The following is an 18,661-nucleotide window of genomic DNA, read 5'->3' as shown; positions in this document are numbered from 1 at the left end:
TTCCAGCAAAGTACTCCTGTCCTACGAGCTAAGCCAGTTGTTTCCTGAAGGGTATCATGTAGCCATACCAGACCGGGCCTGTGGCGTCGTTGTTTCCAACGTATGTTCTAATGATGCCCTGCAAGAAGTCGTGCAGATGATTGAGCAGATGTACGACGGAGCGACTACGCCCATGTCGCCGCAATTGTATCCCGCAACGGACTTTGAGCTGCCGGCTGCCTGGACGACCCCTGATGCAAGCACTGATATTTCAGCGGCTATTGTAGGCCAGTTCAGACAAGCCGGGCTTTAGCTTCGTCGGTCGAATGGAACCCAAAAGAAAAATTTCTGCGTTACAAGGAAAAATTTCCCTAAGTTTCGGCTGCAATATGCACTTGTATGGCTACCACCAGCACCAAACCCAAAGACTCGACCACGGCCCTGCCCGTGGCGCTGCGCAAGAAGTGGGCGGCCTGGGGCCGCACCGGCAAGGACTCGTTCGCCCTGGTGCTCGAAGCCCGCAAGGGCGTGCCCGCCGCCACGGCCTTTGAGGTAGCCCAGGCCTACCAGCTGCAGCCCAACGAGCTGGAGGCCATCTACGAGCTGTCGACCAAGACGCTGCGCAGCTACTCACAGGAAAACCGCCCGCTGAGCGCCGCCAGCAGCGAAAAGACGCTCAAGATCATTGCCCTCTACACCCTCGGGGTGGAGGTATTCGGCGAAGCGGCCGCCTTTCTGCGCTGGCTCGACAAGCCCGCCCACGGCCTCGACCAGGAAGTGCCCCTGCGCCTGCTCGAAACCTCCGGTGGCATCGACCTGGTGGCCGAGGAGCTGCAGCGCATTGCCCACGGCGACCTGTCGTAACCCGCCGCCGCGCCTTATGCTCGTATACCGCATCTGCCTGGCCCGGTACGCCGACGACCTGTTTGCCTCCGGCTACCGGGCGCGCTGGAACTACAAGGACCAGTTCGTCATCTACACTGCCAGCAGCCGCGCCCTGGCCTGCCTCGAAAACGTGGTGCACCGCAGCGGGGAGGGCCTCCACGACCAGTTTCGCGTGCTCGTCATCGACGTGCCCGACGACCTGCTGGTGGAGGAAATCCGCCTGGCCGACCTGCCCCCGGACTGGGCCAAGGCCAGCCGCTACGCCCTGTGCCAGCCCCTGGGCAGCCAGTGGTACGAGGCCCGCCGCGCGGCCGTGCTGCGCGTGCCCTCGTCCATCGTGCCGCCGGAAAGCAACTACATCCTGCACAGCCGCCACCCGGACTTCAAACGCATTCAGATTGTGGCCCGCGAGCCGTTCAGCTTCGACGCCCGCATCAAGGCCGCCGACGCGGGCGCGGCGTAAGGGCCGGTGGGGCACCGGCGCGCGGCGGCCCCTGTAAGCACCAACACGCCCTCCCGGCCGCGTGGCCAGGAGGGCGTGTTTGCGTAGTGGCTGCGGGGTACGCGTGGCTAAGCGGTAAGCGTGGCGCGGTGGGCGGTGATGCCGTCGCGCGCGGCCGTCAGGATATCCACCTGGCCCTGCACCTGCACGGCGTCGAGGACAGCGAGGAACCGGTCGGTGCCGGCGCTGGCGCGGTTGTCGCGCATGATTTTCTTGCGTTGGGCCTGCAGCAGCTCCACCTTATCGTCGGCGTCCTGCTGCTCCTGGGCCGAGAGGCCGGCTATGGCCGCTTCGCCCCGGGCCCGGAGGATTTCAGCGTCTTTGCGGGCCAGCGTCTCCGCGCCGGCTTGCTGGCTGCGGGTGGCCCGCTTGCCGGCCAGACCCAAGGTAGAGTCGCGGACGGTGTACGTTTCCAGTTCGAAGTTCACGTCTTCCAGGGCGGCGTCGCACTCGGCCTGGGTAGTAAGCAAAGAGTAATCGGGAGTCATGGTAGAGAAGAGAATAAAAGTGAAAAAACAACAGCACACTACGGCGGCCAAGATAGCGGAGCCGCTATGACATTTCCAAGACCGTTGGAGGCAGCGCCGCGGCCAGCGCCTGGGCCTCGGCCTGCAGCCCGGCCACCTGAGCGCGCAGCCGGTGGTAGCGCGCGACCTCCTGGGCCGACAGGGGGCGGGCGCGGTGCGTGAGCCAGCCGCGCAGCCAGCGGGCGTGGTCCCGGGCGCGGGCCGGGTCGGTGGGATCGGCGGCCTGGGCCAGGGCGGCGGCCAGCGCCTGCCCGGCCGGGGTGTCGGGCAGGGCCGTGCCGGGTGCGGGTGGGAGCAGGGCGGGCAGGGCCTCGGCCCAGCGGGCCGCCATGCGGGCGCGGGTAGCCAGGGCCTCGGCCTCGCGCAGCAGGCGGGCCGCTCGGTGCAAGCACTGGCGGCGCCGCAGGTCCAGGTCGGCCGCGTCGGGCAGGGGCGTGGCGGGCGGCAGGGGCGCGGCCGGGTCGGGGGCGGCGGCCACCACCGCGGGCGGGGGCAGCTGGTGCAGCAGCGGCCCTAGCGCCACGCTCACGGCGTAGGAGAGCCCCCGCTGTCCGGTTTCAATGGCTTGGAGCAAGGATTGGCTCACGCCCAGATAAAGGGCCAGATCGGTTTGGGTAAGCCCAAACCACACCCGAACCCGAGCCAGCAACGAGAGAGTAGACGGAGAGCGGCGCGGCATAGGATGTGGTATTTTTTATGATTCTATGAAAGATTACCACATAAACAATGGGTAAGTGTGTGGTAATTTCCTGTAAAGTCAATAAAAATATCACATAGTGAATGCGAGTCCCCCAGAAAGTAACCAGCCGCCCCGAGTGACCGGGGCGGCTAGGTAGTCAGATGAACAAGCTAATTGAATATTGTAGCTCTGCGCCGGAATCTTTTATGAAGACACTCAAAGCTGATTATCTACTTACTCCTATTCGTTAGAGTAATAATAACTCTTGTTCCCCTTTTTGTAAATCTTTATATGGCCCTTTTTTTCCAAAACTCTAGTGCCCCATATTGAAACTTTTTGAATAGTACAACCAACCGCGTCTGCAACTTCTCTTGCTGTCATAGCTTCTTCAATGGGGAGTTGGGAAATAAGGCCAAGAATTTTTATTTCTACTTCAGCATAGTTGCCTTCTGTTTTTGGTGAGTCGGAATGAATGATTTCTTCTAGCTTTTCATCGTCATCAAAGCATCTTTTTACTTTGGATTTCAAAACATCGTCTTCGTTATAAATTTTCTGACATTTAGGGCATTTATAACTTTTTGATCTATTGTCTGTAAAATAAGGGTCGTATTTTGATAGTATAGAGTCATATACGAACCTGATCTGAGTATAATCGTCTTTTTTGTCTGCGTATTTTATGTTATACTCAATACATACGTCGTAGTCAATTGCATATAAATTATAGTTACCCCCATGCTTTGATGAAACATTTTCTGATATAAAATGAACTAAAAAGTTTTCGCTTAAAACATTCAGATATTCCTTTCTTATTGGATCTAATAAGATATGACTTGCTGCTCTTTCAGGTGATTTATTTTTTTCAGAAATTGCTTTTTTTAATATGTCATTCCACATGTCCATATAAAAGCCTGGAAGTAGTTTTCTTCGGATGCCGCCCTGGAATTGCTTTTGATATGTTTTTCTTGCGCTGGTTATTCCATAGTTTATTTCAGATAAACCAATTCTTTTGTCACCCTCGCTAGACTGTGCTTGCATCAGTGCATTTTGTAATGTGATGCCTATGGTTCTAGATACGCCGAGAGTTTCTCTGCTTATTCTATAAAATAATTGCTCTTTATTTACCTTGAAAATGTCGGTGTATTTTAGCTCAGGACAGAAAATTTCTATCCTCTTAATAATTAGTTTTTCAACGAATTCTTGCATCCTAGTCATGGCAGCAATAGCGCCACCATACCTCTCGACATAGTCGTGAAAATCCAAGGGGATTGGAAAAATGTCTCGTCCAACTATTATCTTGTCGCCAAAATCATATCGGTCAGTAATGACGCCAACTTTGAAATACATCCCTATTCTTGAGCCTAATAGCGTTTTCAATAACAAAGAAAACTTCTTCTGTGATTCATTGTTTAGGTCGGAATATTCGTCAATGAAAACATAGATGCTATCGAGGCCAGCTTTCTTTTTTATTTCACTTATTTTATCTAAAAACTCTGCTGCGCTCAATCCTCTTACTTGATTAATGCTGGTTGTCTTTTCTTTTTCAGTAGAGTCAGAGAGTTTTATGTTTAATTCAGGATCTTTCCCAATTTTAGCGGATGCTTCACCAATTTCATTACTTTTTATTTTGTCCGTGCCTATGACTTGTCTCTGGTTGTACAGGGCAATGCCTTCTACTAATACTTTTTCAATGTATTCAAGGTCATCGAGGGCAGGGTTATTATTAATAAAATATGAAAGAAATTTGTCGTCAAACATTAATTTTAATTGTTTCTTAAGTGAGCTTATTATCTGTCGGATAAAATGCACCTCAATCAAAGATGAATTGCTTTCATTTCCGAGTAGCTCAGTGCTTGTGCTTAAGTCGATGTATATGGGTAAAACCTTTGAATCTAATAAACGGATTCTATCATTGAATTTAGGTGATATAGTTTTTAGGCACTCATAATACCCTCGTAATAGATTTGTTGTCTTTCCTGTGCCGCGCCTACCAGAAATAAAATTATCCTGTTTCTGCAACATGCTCTGTAGTATTCCAAAATAATCTATGAAGTACTTTTCTAGCTTATCCAGTTCATTAATTTTGTCTAATGTAATGTAGTCGGCTCTAAGAATAGAGTCAAAGGCGTTGCCTAGTTTTTGAATTTGCTTGCTGTCCATATTTCTGCATGGTTGAATTTATGCGTGCAAAGTATTGAAAGTATACGAATATGCAATTCGGGGAGTGTAATTTATACTAATGGCTCAGAGCGCCAGAGAGATGAAGAGCAGAAGTTAGTTCTAAAGAGCTACGTGGCACTAAACTCGCGCCAGCAGCAGGTACCCACATACCCCATTTCCCCCAATCCACGTTGAAAGCAGCCAAAAGCCCGCAACCCGCGGGCATTTTTCCCTACTTTTGACCAGATCGGCCCCACCCAGGGCCGGATTCCCCCGCAACGCTCCGCCAATGAAGTACCTGCCCCGCCTGGCGCTGGCGGCCTCGCTCAGCGCCGCGACGCCGCTGGCCCTGCACGCCCAGCACACCCAGAAATTCACCAACGAGGAACGCTACTACTTCGAGGGCCTGGAGCTGTTTGACCGCGGCCAGTACGGCGCGGCCCAAACCGCTTTCCAGCTCTACCTCGACGCCACGCCCCGCCGCACCGGCGACCTGCGCGACCGGACCGCCGACGCCGAGTACTACTTCGCCGTCAGCGGCCTGTACCTGTTTCACCCCGATTCGGAGGGGCGCATCCTGGCCTTCGCCGAAAACAACCCCGCGCACCCCAAGGCCGCCTCGGCCTACCTGGAGCTGGGCAAGTTCTACTTCGACAAGAAGGACTACAAAAAGGCCGTCAGCTACCTCACGCGCGTGGGGGCCGACAACCTCACGGCCGAGCAGCGCGCCGAGGCCGAGTTCAAGCAGGCCTACAGCCACTTCGCCCTGAAGGAGTACGACAAGGCCAAGCTCATCTTCGACCGCAACAAGCAGGGCAACCACCAGTACCGCTACGCCAGCAGCTACTACGCCGGCTACCTGGCCTACCGCCAGGGCGACTTCCAGGCCGCCCGCGCCGACCTGGCCACGGCCGAGCAGAACGACGCCTACCGCCCCGTGGTGCCGGCCATCATGAGCCAGATCTACTACAAGGAAGGCAACTACGACGGGCTGATCGACTACGGCACCAAGGCGCTGGCCCAGACCCCGACGCCGCAGTCGGCCGACGAGATTCAGCTGCTGGTCGGCGACGCGTTCTACCAGAAGGAGGACTGGGCCAAGGCGGCGCAGTACTTCGACAAGTACGCCGCCGGCCGCAAGAAGATCGAGCCGATGGTGAGCTACAAAATCGGCTACGCCAACTTCAAGCAGGGCGACTTCAAGGGCGCCATCGGGCCGCTGAAGGCCGTGGCCGCCGGCCGCGACTCTCTGGGCCAGAACGCGGCCTACCACCTCGGGCTGAGCTACCTGCAAACCAATTCCAAGCAGCTCGCGCTGAACTCCTTCGACGCCGCCCGCAAGCTCACCTTCGACCGGCAGGTGGCCGAAAACGCGGCCCTGAAGTACGCGCAGGTCAGCTACGAGCTGGGCAACACCCCCGACGCCATCACGGCCCTGGAGGAGTTCGGCAAGAAGTACCCGCGCTCCAAAAACCGGGCGGCCGCCGACGACCTGCTCGCCGACGCCTACCTGAGCACCAGCGACTACCCCCGCGCCCTGCGCTACCTGGAGGGCCTCGACGAGCGCACGCCCAAGCTGAACGCCACCTACCAGCGCGTGGCCTACTACCAGGCCGCCAACCTCTACAACAACGGGCAGTACCAGCAGGCGCTGCCGCTGCTCGACAAGAGCCTGAAGTACCCGCAGGACGACGCGCTGCGCGCCGGCGCCGAGGTGCTGCGCGGCGAGGTGTACAGCATCGGGCAGGAGTACCCCAAGGCCATCAGTAGCTACACCGCCGCGCTGCGCACCGCCCGCGACGGGGCCGCCGCCGACACGGACTACGACCAGAAGGCCCGCTACGGCCTCGGCTACGCGTACTACAACACCAAGAAGTACGACCAGGCGCGGCCCTACTTCCAGCAGTACCTGGCCGACCCGGTGGCCAAGCCCGCCTCCGACCCGAACTACTACGACGTGACGCTGCGCCTGGCCGACACGTACTACATCAACAAAAACTACGCGCAGGCCCTGGAGCTCTACGACAAGGTCATTCAGGCCAACGCGGCCGACAAGGACTTTGCCTACTACCAGAAAAGCGTGACGCTGGGCCTGATGGGCCGCCGCGACGAGGCCGCCAAAACCCTGCAGACCCTGCTGCGCACCTCGCCCAACTCGCGCTACGCCGACGACGCGGTGTACCAGCAGGCCAACCTGGACTACGAGAGCGGCAACTTCCAGCCGGCCATCGAAGGCTTCTCGCGGCTGATCAGCAACCGCCCCAACTCCCCGCTGGTGGCCTCGGCCCTGGTGAAGCGCGGCACCTCGTACCAGAACCTGCAGCAGCACGACAAGGCCGCCGCCGACTTCAAGCAGGTGCTCCAGCAGTTTCCGCGTACCAAGTCGGCCACCAACGCCATTGCGGCCCTGCAGGAAAGCCTCGCGGCCGCCGGCAAGCCCGAGGAGTTCGACCAGTACCTGGCCCAGTACAAGGCCACCAACCCCGACGACAAATCGGTGGAGAGCGTGGAGTTTGAGGCCGCCAAGTCCTTGTACCTGGCCGAGAAGTACCCGCAGGCCATTCCGCGCCTGGAGGGCTACCTGAAGCAGTACAGCACCAGCACCCTGGCCGCCGACGCGCGCTTCTTCCTGGCCGATGCCTACCTGAAGACCGGCCGCAAGCAGGACGCGCTGCCGCGCCTGCGCGCCGTGGTGGAGGAAAACAAGAGCGAGTACGTGAACCGCGCCGTGGGCCGCGTGGCCGAGCTGGAGTTCGAAAACAAGAACTACCCCGAGGCCGTCAAGTACTACGAGCGGCTGCGCCAGACCACGCGCGTAGCCCGCGAGCGGGCCACCGCCGGCCTCGGCCTGCTGCGCAGCTACTACGAAGCCGCCGACTACGCCAGCGCCAAGCGCGTGGCCGGGGAAGTGCTAACCGAGGGCAGCGCCACGCCGACCATCCTGAGCACCGCCCGCCTGTACGTAGGCAAGGCCGACTACAAAGCCGGCAACCTCGACGCGGCCGTGCCGGCGCTGACCGAGTCGGCCAAAACCGTGGACGTGAACGGGGCCGAGGCCCAGTACCTGTTGGCCGACGTGCTCTACCAGCAGAAAAAGTACGAACCGGCCCTCGACGCGGCCTTCCGCCTGAACTCCGACTTCAACCAGTTCGACCTCTGGCTAGGCCGGGCCTTCCTGCTCATCTCCGACATCTACCGCGACCAGGGCGAAGCCTTCCAGGCCAAGGCCACGCTGAATTCCATCATCGACAACAAATTCCCGGTGGCGGAAATCGTGGACGAAGCCAAGCGCAAGCTGGCGGCCCTGGACGGCGGCGCGCCGGCCCCGACGCCCCCGGCCAAGGGCAAGGCCACGCCGGCCAAGCCCGGCGCGGGCACCAAGGCCCCGGCCAAAACGCCGGCGGCGGGCAAGGCCGCGCGCCAGTCGCTGCAGCCGCCGGCCGACACCACCGGCACCGACACGGCCGCGCCGGAACAGGATCAGCCCGCTGCGGACGAGGAATAAACGCGCGGAGTTTTTGAAAAAATAACCAGTTGAACTTGAGCGGGCTGAGTAGGCCGAGCTGCAGCAGTGCAGCAGCCGAAAGGCCCGCAAGCCATAAGCCCCAATGAGCGTTAGATCTTCCCAACGCCTAACCCTAGCCGCCCTGCTGACCACGGCCGTCGTGCCCGTGCTGGCGCAGGGCCAGCCTACTCGCCCGACCCGCCCCCGCGGCACCATCGAAGACGCGGAAATCGAGGTGGTGAAGGAGCGGGAAAACCAGCTGCCCGAAGCCGCCCGCAACTACGACAAGGTGCAGCTGGCCCCGCCGCCCAAGGCCGACCGCGCCGTGCGCTACACCTTTCCCGACTTCCGCCTGCCCAGCCAGGCGCTGAACCCCTCGGTGCGGGTGCTCACCATCAAGCAGGAAGAGCTACAGCCGCTGCAGGGCAACTACGCCCGCATCGGCGTGGGCAACTACGCTTCGCTGTTCGGGGAGGCACACGCCCACACCACCCGCAGCGAAGACCACGCCCTGGGGCTGGATTTGCGTCACCTCTCCTCGGCCCGCGGCCCCGTCGACGGCAAGAACTCCGCCGTGAGTCAGAGCCGGCTGGGCGTCAACGGCGAAATCTACCGCGGCGCCCTCACGCTGGGCGGCAAGCTGCACGTGGGCCGCGACCGGGCCAACTTCTACGGCTACAGCCCGCGCACGGAGCCCAAACCGCTGGCGGATTCCATCAAGCAGACCTTTCTGCGCACCGATGCGCAGGTGTTCGTGCGCAACCGCGACCGGGACGCCAAGTTTCAGTACGACCTGGCCGCCGGCTTCCGCTACTGGAAAGACCGGTTCCAGGCCAAGGAGTCGGATGCCTACGCGCAGTTGCGCACGGCTTACTACGTGACCGAGAAGGGCCGCGTGCGCATCGACGGCGACCTGTCGTTTATCTCGCAGAAGGACTCGGCCTACTCCGTGAGCCGCCCCTTCGTGCAGGCCACCGCGGCCTACGAGCAGAACATTGCCGACCGCCTCGACGTGGCCATCGGCGCCACGCTGGGCTACACCGGCGACACGATCAACGACGCCAAGCAGGTGACCGTGTTTCCGGCCGTGCGCGTGGGCTACTCCGTGGTGCAGGACAAGTTCGTGCTCTTCGCCGGCCTCGGCGGCGGGCTGCAGCGCGTGACCATGTACGACCTGACGCAGGAAAACGCCTGGCTGGCCCCCAACCAGCGCGTGGCCGACACCCGCCGCGGCCCCACGGTGTTCTTTGGCTTCAACGCCACACCGGCCCGCGCCCTGCAGGCTTCGGTGAAGGTGACGCTGGCCAACGACAACAACCTGTACTTCTACCAGAACTCCGCGCGCGACTCCTCCAAGTTCGACCTCGTGTACGACCCGAAGAGCACCCAGCTGGTGAACGTGCACGGCGAGCTGATTTACAACGCGGCCGAGAAAGTGCGCGTCGGCACCAAGCTCGACTACAACGGCTACAAGGTGAAGACCCTGGCCAAGCCCTTCCACCGGCCCAATTTCCAGGGCGTGTTCTTCGCTTCGTACAACATGTTCGAGAAGCTCATGCTCGGCGGGGAGGTGTACGTGCTCAGCTCCAGCTACGGCTCGGCGCTGCGCCGCAACGTCACCGTGCCGGTTTCCTTCACCGAAGTGGTGCGCCCCACCGACTCCGTCATCGACCTGAACCTGCGGGCCGACTACCGGTTTTCGGAAAATCTGAGTTTCTTTGTTTTGGGCAACAACCTGCTGGGCCGCAAGTACGAGCGTTTCTTGAACTACCCGTCCAAGGGCGTCAACGTGCTGGCCGGCGTGGGCTATCAGTTCTAACCGGCTGAGCGCCGCTACGTTGCCGAGCCGCCGAACGGTCCGCTGCTGCGGGCCGCTCGGCGGCTCGGGTCGCACGCAGGGGTACCCTAATCCCATTGAAACCGTAAGTGCTTCACGCAACCGACGACATTTTGCAGCTAACCGACCACATCCAGCACCTGCTTCGGGACCACGACTGCGTTATCATTCCCGATTTCGGCGGCCTGATTGCGGACTACGAGCCCGCCCGCTTGCACCCGGTGCGCCACACGCTGGCGCCGCCGGCCAAGCGCGTGGCCTTCAACCAGGCCCTCACGCGCAACGACGGCCTGCTGGTGGACGCCATCAGCAAGCAGCAGCACATCGGCGCGCCCCAGGCCCGCCAGCAGGTGCGCGAGGCCGTGCAGCGCATGCAGCAGGAGCTGGAAGAGCAGCAGCGCACCGAGCTGCCCGGCATCGGCGTGTTTCGCCAGGCGCCCGGCCGCGGCCTCGACTTCGAATACACCGGCCACCAGAACCTGCTGCCCGCCTCCTTCGGCCTGCCCGAGCTGACGTCCCGCCCCGTGCGTGCCACCGACGCGCTGCTGGCCCGGGAGCGGGTGCATCAGGCGGCGCAGCCGGCCCTGGCGCCGGCCCGCAAGCGCGCCCTGCGCCGCGTGCTCAACGGCAGCCTGGTCGTGGGCATTGTCGGGTTGGTTCTCTCGGCCAACCTGCAGTTTGCCCAGCAAATGGGCTACTGGCCGAAGGCATGGTGGCCAAACGCGCCCGCCGCCACGGCCACGGCCCCGCAGGCCCGGCCGCAGGCGGCCAACCTGGCCGCGCAGCCCTGGACGGAAGAAGTAGTGCCCGATGGCACGCCGGAAACGGCCCCCGAAATCAGCAAGCCGACCGCGCCGACCGCCGCTGCAACCCCGGCCCCGGCCGCCCCGTCAGTAGCCGCAGCGACGAAAGCCGCGGTAGAGGGCCGGTCGGCCGCGCCGGCGGCCCGCACCGGCGCCACCACAATTTCGGGCGTCACGAACCGATGGTACGTCGTGAAGGCCACCTTCAACAAGTACAACGCGGCCGAGCAGGTGCGTCAACACTACGCCGGCAAGGGCACCGAAGCCAAAGTGCTGCTGCCGCGCCGCGGCACGCTGCAGGTGAAGGGCACCAAGTGGTACCGCGTCTCCGTCGCTGATTTTGCCGACCGTGCCTCGGCCCAACGCAGCCTGCCGGCCCTGCGCAAGCAGTTCGGCAAAGACATTCTGGTTTTTAACTATTAGCATGCTCGCAACCCTTCTGCTGCAAACCGCCACGGTTACAGCCGACTCCACCGCCGCCAACGCCGCCGCTGCGGCCGCCGCTCAGCCCTCGTCCATCTCGGTTATCGACCTGATCCTGAAAGGGGGCTGGATCATGATTCCGATTTTTGCGCTGTCGCTGATTTCCGTCTACATCATGGTGGAGCGCTACATCACCATCCGCAAGGCCGCCGCGCTGCCCGACGGGTTCATGAACCAGATCCGGAACCTGATGGTGAAGGGCGACCTGCAGGGTGCCAAGATGCTCTCGGCCCAGACGGCCTCGCCGCTGGCCCGCATGATTGAGAAGGGCATCCGCCGCATCGGCCAGCCCCTGAAGGACATCGAAACTAGCGTGGAAAACGTGGGCAAGGTGGAAATTGCCCGCCTCGAGAAGAACATCAGCATCCTCGGCATCATTGCCGGTATTGCCCCGATGCTCGGCTTTGTGGGTACCATCGTCGGCGTAATCAACATCTTCTACGCCATTGCCTCCACCGGGGACTTCGGCATCGCCCAGATTTCGGGCGGTCTGTACACCAAGATGGTGACCTCCGCGGCCGGCCTGATCGTGGGCATGATTGCTCACATCGGTTACCACTGGCTCAGCATCATGGTCGAACGCCTGGTGTTCCGCATGGAAAACTCGGCCATCGAGTTCATGGACATTCTGCAGGATAATTAATTGCTGAATGGCTGAATGGTTAGATGGCTGATTGTTTTTGCACGGCCAGCCATTTAGCCATTCAGCCATTTCGCCATTCAACCCCCATGGACCTCAGCCGCCGTCGTAAGCTTTCTTCGCACGTCGAGACCAGCTCGATGAACGACATCATGTTCTTCCTGATGCTGTTCTTCCTGATCGTCTCGACGATGGTGAACCCCAACGTCATCAAGCTCATGCTGCCCAACGCCCGCTCGGGCAAGCAGGCCATGAAGCAGCCTATTACGGTATCCGTCGACGGTACCGGGCAGTATTTCATCGACCGGACCGCCGTGACGCCGGCCGAGCTGGAAGCCGAGCTGGCCAAGCGCATTCAGGGCCTGGAAAGCCCCACCGCCGTGCTGCGCGTCGATGCCTCGCTGAACGTGCAGAAGCTGGTGGACATCCTGGAAATCGGCAACCGCCTGAAGATCAAAATGGTCATGGCCACGGCCGCCGAATCGGGCGGCAAAGGCTAGCCCGCGGCAGCGCCCGGGCCGCCTGGCCCGACCCTTGCCCCGGTGAGCTGAACCCCAGACCCACCGGGGCGCGTTGTTTAGTTAGCAGGCCACCCGGGTGGCCTGTGTCTACCTCACTTCTTTGCTCATTCACCGCCCATGGCCGCTGAATTTCGCCACGAACACCGCCGCGAAGCCTTGATCGGCACCCTGGTGCTGCACGGGCTGCTGGCGCTGCTCTTCCTGCTGATCGTCTTTAAGAACCCGCCCGACAGCATCGCGGAGATGGGCGACGGGGGCGGCGTGGAGCTGAACTACGGCCTCGACCAAGTGGGCGACGGCGACCTGCAGACCTCGGCCGTGGCCAACGAGTCGGCGAACCGCGAGGACTCCAAGCCGCCCGCGCAGCAGCCCGACCCCGAGCCGCAGCAGGCCAGCCAGCCGGTACCGCCCACGCCGGTGGACGACGCGCCGGAGAAAATCGTGACGAGCGACGCGGAGGAAAACGACGTGAAGATTCCGCCGGTGGACAAAGCCCCGACCAAGCCCCGCGAGGAGCCCGTGCGCGAGCCGGTGAAGGAGCCCGAGCCCGAGCGGCCCAAGGTAAACCAGCGCGCCATCTTCACGCCCCGCGGCGCCACCGCCAACACCGGGGGCAACGGCACGAACGGCACCAGTGACAACCCCGCCGGCAACAACAACGGCGACAACCCCGGCACGGTGGGCGACAAGGGCGACCCGCGCGGCACCTACTCGGGCAAGGCCTACTCCGGTGACCCCGGCAGCGGCGGCGGCTCGGGCGGCGGCGACGGCGACGGGTTCGTGGGCGGCGGCTGGGCCTTCGCCGCGACGCCCAAACCCGAGGCCGTGGACAACCAAAACGGCTACCTGCGCTTCAAAATCAAGATCAGCGCCGACGGCGAAATCGAATCAGTAGAAAAAGTGGGCGGCAACATGTCGGCCGAGCAGGTGCGGGTGTGCCGCAACCTGATCAACGAGCGGTTCGGGGTGCGCAAGCTCAAGCCGGAAGCCGGGCCCGCCACGGGCTTCTTTACCTTCCGCTTCAAGGTAGAGTAAGCCCTGATAGCCGCTTTCCGGGCAAAAGCTGACGCCGCGGATCGGAATTCTCCGGCCCGCGGCGTTTTTTTGCACCTTCGTTTCCCGCCCGCCATGACTTACGAAGAAACCCTGCAGTTCCTCTACACCCGCCTGCCCATGTTTCAGCGGGTTGGCGCGCTCGGTTTCAAGAACGGGCTGGTGGGCGTGCAGCGGCTGGTGGCGGCCATGGACCACCCAGAGCGCAAATTTCGGAGCGTGCACGTGGCCGGCACCAACGGCAAGGGCAGCAGCTCGCACCTGCTGGCAGCCATCCTGCAAACGGCCGGCTACCGCACCGGGCTCTACACCTCGCCGCACCTGCGCGAGTTCACCGAGCGCATCCGCCTCGACGGCCAGGAGCTGGCGCCCGACTACCTGGTGGCCTGGGTGGCGCGTTGGCGGCCGCTGTTCGACGAGGTGCAGCCCTCGTTTTTCGAGATGTGCGTGGCGTTGTGCTTCGACTACTTCGCCGCCGAGCAGGTGGACGTGGCCGTAATCGAAGTGGGCCTGGGCGGCCGGTTGGATTCCACCAACATCATCACGCCGCTCGTGTCGCTGATCACCAACATCAGCTACGACCACCAGGCCATTCTGGGCGACACGCTGCCGCTGATTGCAGCCGAAAAAGCAGGCATCATCAAGCCCGGCGTGCCGGCCATCATCAGCCAGACGCAGCCGGAAGTGGCGGCCGTGTTCGAGCAAACCGCCACGGAGCGCGGCGCCCCGCTCACCTTCGCCGATGCCCGCTACCGCGCCGAGCTGCTGCGCGACGAGCCCGCCGCGGCCAGCCAGCACCTGCGCGTGTGGCACGACGGGCAGTTATGGCTGGACGACGCGGAGCTGGGCCTGGTGGGCGACTACCAGCGCCTGAACCTACCCGGCGTGCTGGCCACGGTGGAGGAGATGCGCCGCCAGGGTTTTGGCATTACCGACGAGCACATCCGCACCGGGTTGCGTGAGGTGCGCCGCCTTACCGGGCTGCGGGGGCGCTGGCAGGTCATCGGGCAGGCGCCGCTCACCGTGTGCGACACGGCCCACAACGAGGCCGGTCTGCGCCTGGTGATGCAGCAGCTGGCGCGCCTGCCGTACGAGCGGTTGCACGTGGTGCTGGGCATGGTCGGCGACAAGGAGCTGGACAAGGCGCTGGCGCTGCTGCCGCGCGCGGCCACGTACTATTTCTGCGCCGCTGGTATTCCGCGGGCCCTGCCGGCCGCCGAGCTGGCCGGGCTGGCCGCCGCCCACGGTTTGCACGGCGCGGTCTGCGGCTCCGTCGAAAGCGCGGTGGCGGCCGCCCGCGCGGCGGCCACCGCGCAGGACGTGGTGTACATCGGCGGCAGCACCTTCGTGGTGGCCGAGGTGCCGGACCTGTACCGGGGCTAGGCCCGGCGGCCGTGAGACCCGGCCCGACGGCCGCCGGGCCTCGTGCGCGGCGGCTACCGCTTCGTTTTTCCCTTTACCTTTTTCACTCCCCATTTCATAGATGAGTCGCATTAAGCTCAAGCGCTTCGCCGAAAACGCCTCGCGCGCCGACATCGTGGAGCCCGGCAAGGAAACTTTCGGGGCGCTGCGCGGCCGATGGCAGGCCGATTTCTTCCACAACGACCACCCCATCACGCTGGAAATCGGCTGCGGCAAGGGCGAGTACACCGTGGGCATGGCCGAGCGCTACCCCGAGCGCAACTTCCTGGGGCTCGACATCAAGGGCGAGCGAATTTACCGCGGCAGCAAGCTGGCCGAGGAGAAAGGGCTGCGCAACGTGGGCTTTCTGCGCATGCAGGCCGAAAAGCTGCTGGAGCACTTCGCGCCCCACGAGCTGGACGAAATCTGGATTACCTTCCCCGACCCGCGCCCCAGCCTGGGCGACACGAAGCGCCGCCTGACGGCGCCGCGCTTTCAGGCGCTGTACCGCGAGCTGCTGCGCCCCGGCGGGCTGGTGCACCTCAAAACCGATTCGGACCTGCTCTTCGACTACACCCTGGAGCAGCTGCAGGAGCGGCAGGCGCCCAACCTGGTGTTCACCAAGGACCTTTACCAGACCACCGGCTTGCTGCCCCACGCGTACGACATCCAAACGACCTACGAGCGGAAGTACCGCGAGCTGGGCGTGCCTATCAAGTACCTGCATTTTTCGTTCGACTAAGCCCCGTTGCCGCATGCGCCAGCCGCCCATCGTCACCTTGCCCCTGTTTGCCGAGTTGGACCAGCGCCTGCTGGCCTTCCTGCGGGACCTGAGCCCGGCGGAGTGGGCGCACCCGACGCTGGCGGGCCAGTGGACCGTGCAGGACGTGGCCCTGCACCTGCTCGACGGCAACCTGCGCACCTTGTCCATGTTGCGCGACGGGCACTTCGGCGTGGCCCCGACGGCTGAGCAGCTGGCCAGCGGCGGCCTGGTCGGCTTTCTGAACCAGCTCAACGCCGACTGGCTTACCGCCACGCGTCGGCTGAGCCCCGCCGTGCTGCTGGGCCTGCTGGAGCAGAGCGGGCAGGAGTACTGCGCCTTCCTCGGCACCCTCGATCCTTGGGCGCCGGCCGCCTTTCCCGTCGCCTGGGCCGGGGAGCAGGAATCCGACAACTGGTTTCACGTGGCGCGGGAGTACACCGAAAAGTGGCACCACCAGCAGCAGATCCGCCAAGCCGTGGGCCGCGGGGAGCAGGAGCTAATGGCCCCCGCCCTGTACCAGCCGTACGTGGCTACCTCCATGCGGGCCTTGCCGCACCACTACCGCACGGTGCTGGCCCCGGAGGGCACGCAGCTGCACGTGGTCATAGCGGGCCAGTCGCCGAGCCGGTGGCAGCTCACGCGCACGGCCGACCACTGGGTGCTGGCCGCCGCGGCGGCCAGCGGGGCGGCGGCGACTACCGTCACCATCGATCCGGAAGCCGCCTGGCGGTTGTTCAGCAAGCAGCTGGATGCGGCCACGGCCGCCCGGCACGTGCGCATAACCGGGGAGCAGTGGCTCGGCGAACCGCTGCTGGACCTGGTGGCCGTTATGGCCTAGCAACACCCCAAAAAAACAGCCCCGGCCGGGCCGCGCACGCAGCGCGGCCCGGCCGGGGCCGTTTTGATGTGACGCTTTACTCGACCTCCAGCTCTTCGAATACCGCCTCCATTTCGCGGAAGTCGCGCACGCCCGGGCGGATTTCGTCGCCGCCCTCCAGCACCAGGCCCCGCGGCTCGACGGTGGTGAGCAGCTGCCGCACCGTGCTCGTCGCAAAGCCGGGCGCCAGCCACATGGGGTAGGCGCGGGCCTGCTCGGCTAGGCGGGTCAGCTGCACTTCGGTCAGGGGTTGCGGGGGCAGGTCGGTGAGCAGGAAGCCGGCCACATGCGGCGCCAGGGCGCGGAAACGGCGGTCCACGTCTTCGGGCAGCATATCCGGAATCCAGTTGACCAGCACCAGTGCGGGCACCGTCAGCTCCGCCATTTCTTCGGGCAGGCGCAGGCCGTGCAGCACCACCAGTTGCAGGCCGCATTGCGTGGCCAGCTGATTGATCTGCGCCGTCGGCAAGCTGCTGAACTCGCCTACGAGCTGCACGCCCGCCACCCAGCCGCTGAGTTCCTGCACCAGCTCGGGCGTGACGGCCCCGGGCAGGGCCGGGTCGAGGCGAAACGTGAGGTAGTCGGCACCCATGCCGGCGCAGTAGCGCGCGTCGGACAAATTGTTGATGCCGCGAACGATGACGGAAGTCAGAAGAGCCAAGGTAGGTAAGGGTATGAGGGTAGGAGTTAAGGAGGGCAAGCGGGTAAACGTCTAGGCAGTCCAATCCGTCAACTCCTAAACTCTTACCCGCACCCTCCTTAACTAGCGCGAAGGTAGGAAACCCGGAGCGGCCTTCCCGTGTTACCTTTGCCATTCGGCCGGGAACCTTGACCTCCCGGGCGCCAACGTATGCACGCAGAAACTACCCCCGGCGCCGCCTCGAAAGGCCGCGTCCTCGTCGCGATGAGCGGCGGCATTGACTCTTCCGTGGCCGCCGTGATGCTCCACGAGCAAGGCTACGAAGTGGTCGGCATGACCATGAAAACCTGGGATTACGCCTCCGCCGGCGGCTCCAAGAAAGAAACCGGCTGCTGCTCGCTCGATTCCATCAACGACGCGCGCGACGTGGCCGTGCAGCTGGGCTTCCCGCACTTCATCATCGACATCCGCTCGGAGTTCGGCGACCACGTCATCGACGACTTCGTCGACGAGTATCTGGCCGGGCGCACGCCCAACCCGTGCGTGCTCTGCAACACCCACATCAAGTGGGATGCCCTGCTGCGCCGCGCCGATCAGCTCGGCTGCCAGTACATTGCCACCGGCCACTACGCCAACGTGCGCGAGGAAAACGGCCGCTACGTCATCAGCAAGGGCCTCGACGAGAGCAAGGACCAGTCGTACGCCCTCTGGGGCGTGTCGCAGGAAAGCCTGGCGCGCACCATCTTCCCGCTGGGCAAACTGCGCAAAGCCGAAATCCGGCAGATGGCCACCGACCGCGGCTTCATGGAGCTGGTCAACAAGCCGGAGAGCTACGAAATCTGCTTTATCCCCGACAACGACTACCGCGGCTTCCTGAAGCGGCGCGTGGAGGGCCTGGAGGAGCGCGTGGCCGGCGGCCGCTTCGTGCTGACCGACGGCACCGTGGTGGGCAACCACGAGGGTTACCCGTTCTACACCATCGGGCAGCGCAAGGGCCTGGGCGTGGCGCTGGGCTTCCCGGCCTACGTAGTCGAAATCCGGCCCGAAACCAACGAAGTCGTGCTCGGCAACCTCGACGAGCTGGCCCGCACGGCCACCGTGGTGGGCCGCGTGAACCACGGCAAGTTCGCCTCGCTGGCGGGCCGCGGCCTGGTGCCGGCCGTCACCAAAGTGCGCTACAACCACGCCGGCGCCGCGTCGTTTTTGGAGGAAAAAGAGGGAAAAGTGTACGTTTACTTTCCCGAGGCCGTACACGCCATTGCGCCTGGCCAGGCCGCCGTGTTTTACGACGGGCTGGACGTGCTGGGCGGCGGCTGGATCGAGCGCAGCCCGGCCCAGCTGACGCCCCCCGCGACGTTGCCGGTCGTGGGCGGTGCCCGGGTTCTGGCTTAATCCTTCGTCTTTCGTGC

Annotated in this window: 16 protein-coding genes; 12 read left to right on the top strand and 4 right to left on the bottom strand. The window is 62.9% G+C overall.

Annotated features, from left to right (window positions below; translation table 11 throughout):
- Nucleotides 1-378: 378 nt before the first annotated feature.
- On the top strand, nucleotides 379-843 hold the full coding sequence (gene parS, locus ACYVKQ_RS01375) for a type II RES/Xre toxin-antitoxin system antitoxin (protein ID WP_460574839.1): 465 nt from the start codon (nucleotides 379-381) through the stop codon (nucleotides 841-843).
- A gap of 16 nt (nucleotides 844-859) precedes the next feature.
- Nucleotides 860-1,327, top strand: coding sequence for an RES family NAD+ phosphorylase (locus ACYVKQ_RS01370; RefSeq protein ID WP_460574837.1), 468 nt, complete (start codon nucleotides 860-862; stop codon nucleotides 1,325-1,327).
- Between the two features lie 107 nt (nucleotides 1,328-1,434).
- Here ACYVKQ_RS01370 and ACYVKQ_RS01365 read toward each other — a convergent pair whose 3' ends face one another.
- The 3 genes from ACYVKQ_RS01365 to ACYVKQ_RS01355 all read right to left on the bottom strand — a co-directional run bounded on the left by ACYVKQ_RS01365 (nucleotide 1,435) and on the right by ACYVKQ_RS01355 (nucleotide 4,729).
- On the bottom strand, nucleotides 1,435-1,854 hold the full coding sequence (locus ACYVKQ_RS01365) for a hypothetical protein (protein ID WP_460574835.1): 420 nt from the start codon (nucleotides 1,852-1,854) through the stop codon (nucleotides 1,435-1,437).
- A 64-nt stretch (nucleotides 1,855-1,918) separates the two neighbouring features.
- The gene (locus ACYVKQ_RS01360) at nucleotides 1,919-2,572 is read right to left on the bottom strand and encodes a helix-turn-helix domain-containing protein (RefSeq protein ID WP_460574833.1); all 654 of its coding nucleotides are present in this window, start codon (nucleotides 2,570-2,572) and stop codon (nucleotides 1,919-1,921) included.
- A gap of 240 nt (nucleotides 2,573-2,812) precedes the next feature.
- Nucleotides 2,813-4,729, bottom strand: coding sequence for an ORC-CDC6 family AAA ATPase (locus ACYVKQ_RS01355; protein ID WP_460574831.1), 1,917 nt, complete (start codon nucleotides 4,727-4,729; stop codon nucleotides 2,813-2,815).
- Nucleotides 4,730-5,018: 289 nt separating this feature from the next.
- Here ACYVKQ_RS01355 and ACYVKQ_RS01350 point away from each other — a divergent pair, with 289 nt between their 5' ends.
- The 9 genes from ACYVKQ_RS01350 (at nucleotide 5,019) to ACYVKQ_RS01310 (ending at nucleotide 16,573) form a co-directional block, all read left to right on the top strand.
- Nucleotides 5,019-8,234 carry a tetratricopeptide repeat protein gene (locus ACYVKQ_RS01350; protein WP_460574829.1) on the top strand — a complete coding sequence of 1,072 codons (3,216 nt, stop codon included), beginning with the start codon at nucleotides 5,019-5,021 and terminating at the stop codon, nucleotides 8,232-8,234.
- A gap of 103 nt (nucleotides 8,235-8,337) precedes the next feature.
- Complete coding sequence (locus ACYVKQ_RS01345; protein WP_460574828.1) at nucleotides 8,338-10,053, top strand: TonB-dependent receptor; 1,716 nt, start codon at nucleotides 8,338-8,340, stop codon at nucleotides 10,051-10,053.
- A gap of 107 nt (nucleotides 10,054-10,160) precedes the next feature.
- Nucleotides 10,161-11,297 carry an HU domain-containing protein gene (locus tag ACYVKQ_RS01340; RefSeq protein WP_460574826.1) on the top strand — a complete coding sequence of 379 codons (1,137 nt, stop codon included), beginning with the start codon at nucleotides 10,161-10,163 and terminating at the stop codon, nucleotides 11,295-11,297.
- A 1-nt stretch (nucleotide 11,298) separates the two neighbouring features.
- The gene (locus tag ACYVKQ_RS01335; RefSeq protein ID WP_460574824.1) at nucleotides 11,299-12,000 is read left to right on the top strand and encodes a MotA/TolQ/ExbB proton channel family protein; all 702 of its coding nucleotides are present in this window, start codon (nucleotides 11,299-11,301) and stop codon (nucleotides 11,998-12,000) included.
- An 86-nt stretch (nucleotides 12,001-12,086) separates the two neighbouring features.
- Nucleotides 12,087-12,497: an ExbD/TolR family protein gene (locus ACYVKQ_RS01330; protein ID WP_460574822.1), complete on the top strand. Its 411-nt coding sequence runs from the start codon at nucleotides 12,087-12,089 to the stop codon at nucleotides 12,495-12,497.
- A gap of 138 nt (nucleotides 12,498-12,635) precedes the next feature.
- Nucleotides 12,636-13,553 carry a hypothetical protein gene (locus ACYVKQ_RS01325; RefSeq protein WP_460574821.1) on the top strand — a complete coding sequence of 306 codons (918 nt, stop codon included), beginning with the start codon at nucleotides 12,636-12,638 and terminating at the stop codon, nucleotides 13,551-13,553.
- 93 nt (nucleotides 13,554-13,646) lie between these two features.
- Nucleotides 13,647-14,954, top strand: a complete 1,308-nt coding sequence (locus ACYVKQ_RS01320) for a bifunctional folylpolyglutamate synthase/dihydrofolate synthase (protein WP_460574820.1) — start codon at nucleotides 13,647-13,649, stop codon at nucleotides 14,952-14,954.
- 100 nt (nucleotides 14,955-15,054) lie between these two features.
- A complete protein-coding gene (gene trmB, locus ACYVKQ_RS01315) occupies nucleotides 15,055-15,714 on the top strand; it encodes a tRNA (guanine(46)-N(7))-methyltransferase TrmB (protein WP_460574819.1) in 660 nt (219 codons plus the stop codon).
- A gap of 13 nt (nucleotides 15,715-15,727) precedes the next feature.
- Nucleotides 15,728-16,573, top strand: coding sequence for a maleylpyruvate isomerase N-terminal domain-containing protein (locus ACYVKQ_RS01310; protein WP_460574818.1), 846 nt, complete (start codon nucleotides 15,728-15,730; stop codon nucleotides 16,571-16,573).
- Between the two features lie 76 nt (nucleotides 16,574-16,649).
- Here ACYVKQ_RS01310 and trpF read toward each other — a convergent pair whose 3' ends face one another.
- The gene (gene trpF, locus ACYVKQ_RS01305) at nucleotides 16,650-17,273 is read right to left on the bottom strand and encodes a phosphoribosylanthranilate isomerase (protein WP_460574817.1); all 624 of its coding nucleotides are present in this window, start codon (nucleotides 17,271-17,273) and stop codon (nucleotides 16,650-16,652) included.
- Between the two features lie 189 nt (nucleotides 17,274-17,462).
- Between trpF and mnmA the strand changes: the two genes are divergently transcribed.
- Nucleotides 17,463-18,644 (top strand): tRNA 2-thiouridine(34) synthase MnmA, encoded by a 1,182-nt coding sequence (mnmA, locus tag ACYVKQ_RS01300; RefSeq protein ID WP_460574815.1) that lies wholly within the window; start codon nucleotides 17,463-17,465, stop codon nucleotides 18,642-18,644.
- Nucleotides 18,645-18,661 lie beyond the last annotated feature (17 nt).

This window comes from Hymenobacter coalescens (assembly GCF_054783195.1).
This window is presented reverse-complemented; position numbering and strand designations above follow the sequence as displayed.

Excerpts from the sequence above, each read along its gene's own strand:
- parS (WP_460574839.1), top strand. The coding sequence starts at position 379 with ATGGCTACCACCAGCACCAAACCCAAAGACTCGACCACGGCCCTGCCC.
- ACYVKQ_RS01370 (WP_460574837.1), top strand. The coding sequence starts at position 860 with ATGCTCGTATACCGCATCTGCCTGGCCCGGTACGCCGACGACCTGTTT.
- ACYVKQ_RS01365 (WP_460574835.1), bottom strand. The coding sequence starts at position 1,854 with ATGACTCCCGATTACTCTTTGCTTACTACCCAGGCCGAGTGCGACGCC.
- ACYVKQ_RS01360 (WP_460574833.1), bottom strand. The coding sequence starts at position 2,572 with ATGCCGCGCCGCTCTCCGTCTACTCTCTCGTTGCTGGCTCGGGTTCGG.
- ACYVKQ_RS01355 (WP_460574831.1), bottom strand. The coding sequence starts at position 4,729 with ATGGACAGCAAGCAAATTCAAAAACTAGGCAACGCCTTTGACTCTATT.
- ACYVKQ_RS01350 (WP_460574829.1), top strand. The coding sequence starts at position 5,019 with ATGAAGTACCTGCCCCGCCTGGCGCTGGCGGCCTCGCTCAGCGCCGCG.
- ACYVKQ_RS01345 (WP_460574828.1), top strand. The coding sequence starts at position 8,338 with ATGAGCGTTAGATCTTCCCAACGCCTAACCCTAGCCGCCCTGCTGACC.
- ACYVKQ_RS01335 (WP_460574824.1), top strand. The coding sequence starts at position 11,299 with ATGCTCGCAACCCTTCTGCTGCAAACCGCCACGGTTACAGCCGACTCC.
- ACYVKQ_RS01330 (WP_460574822.1), top strand. The coding sequence starts at position 12,087 with ATGGACCTCAGCCGCCGTCGTAAGCTTTCTTCGCACGTCGAGACCAGC.
- ACYVKQ_RS01325 (WP_460574821.1), top strand. The coding sequence starts at position 12,636 with ATGGCCGCTGAATTTCGCCACGAACACCGCCGCGAAGCCTTGATCGGC.
- ACYVKQ_RS01320 (WP_460574820.1), top strand. The coding sequence starts at position 13,647 with ATGACTTACGAAGAAACCCTGCAGTTCCTCTACACCCGCCTGCCCATG.
- trmB (WP_460574819.1), top strand. The coding sequence starts at position 15,055 with ATGAGTCGCATTAAGCTCAAGCGCTTCGCCGAAAACGCCTCGCGCGCC.
- ACYVKQ_RS01310 (WP_460574818.1), top strand. The coding sequence starts at position 15,728 with ATGCGCCAGCCGCCCATCGTCACCTTGCCCCTGTTTGCCGAGTTGGAC.
- mnmA (WP_460574815.1), top strand. The coding sequence starts at position 17,463 with ATGCACGCAGAAACTACCCCCGGCGCCGCCTCGAAAGGCCGCGTCCTC.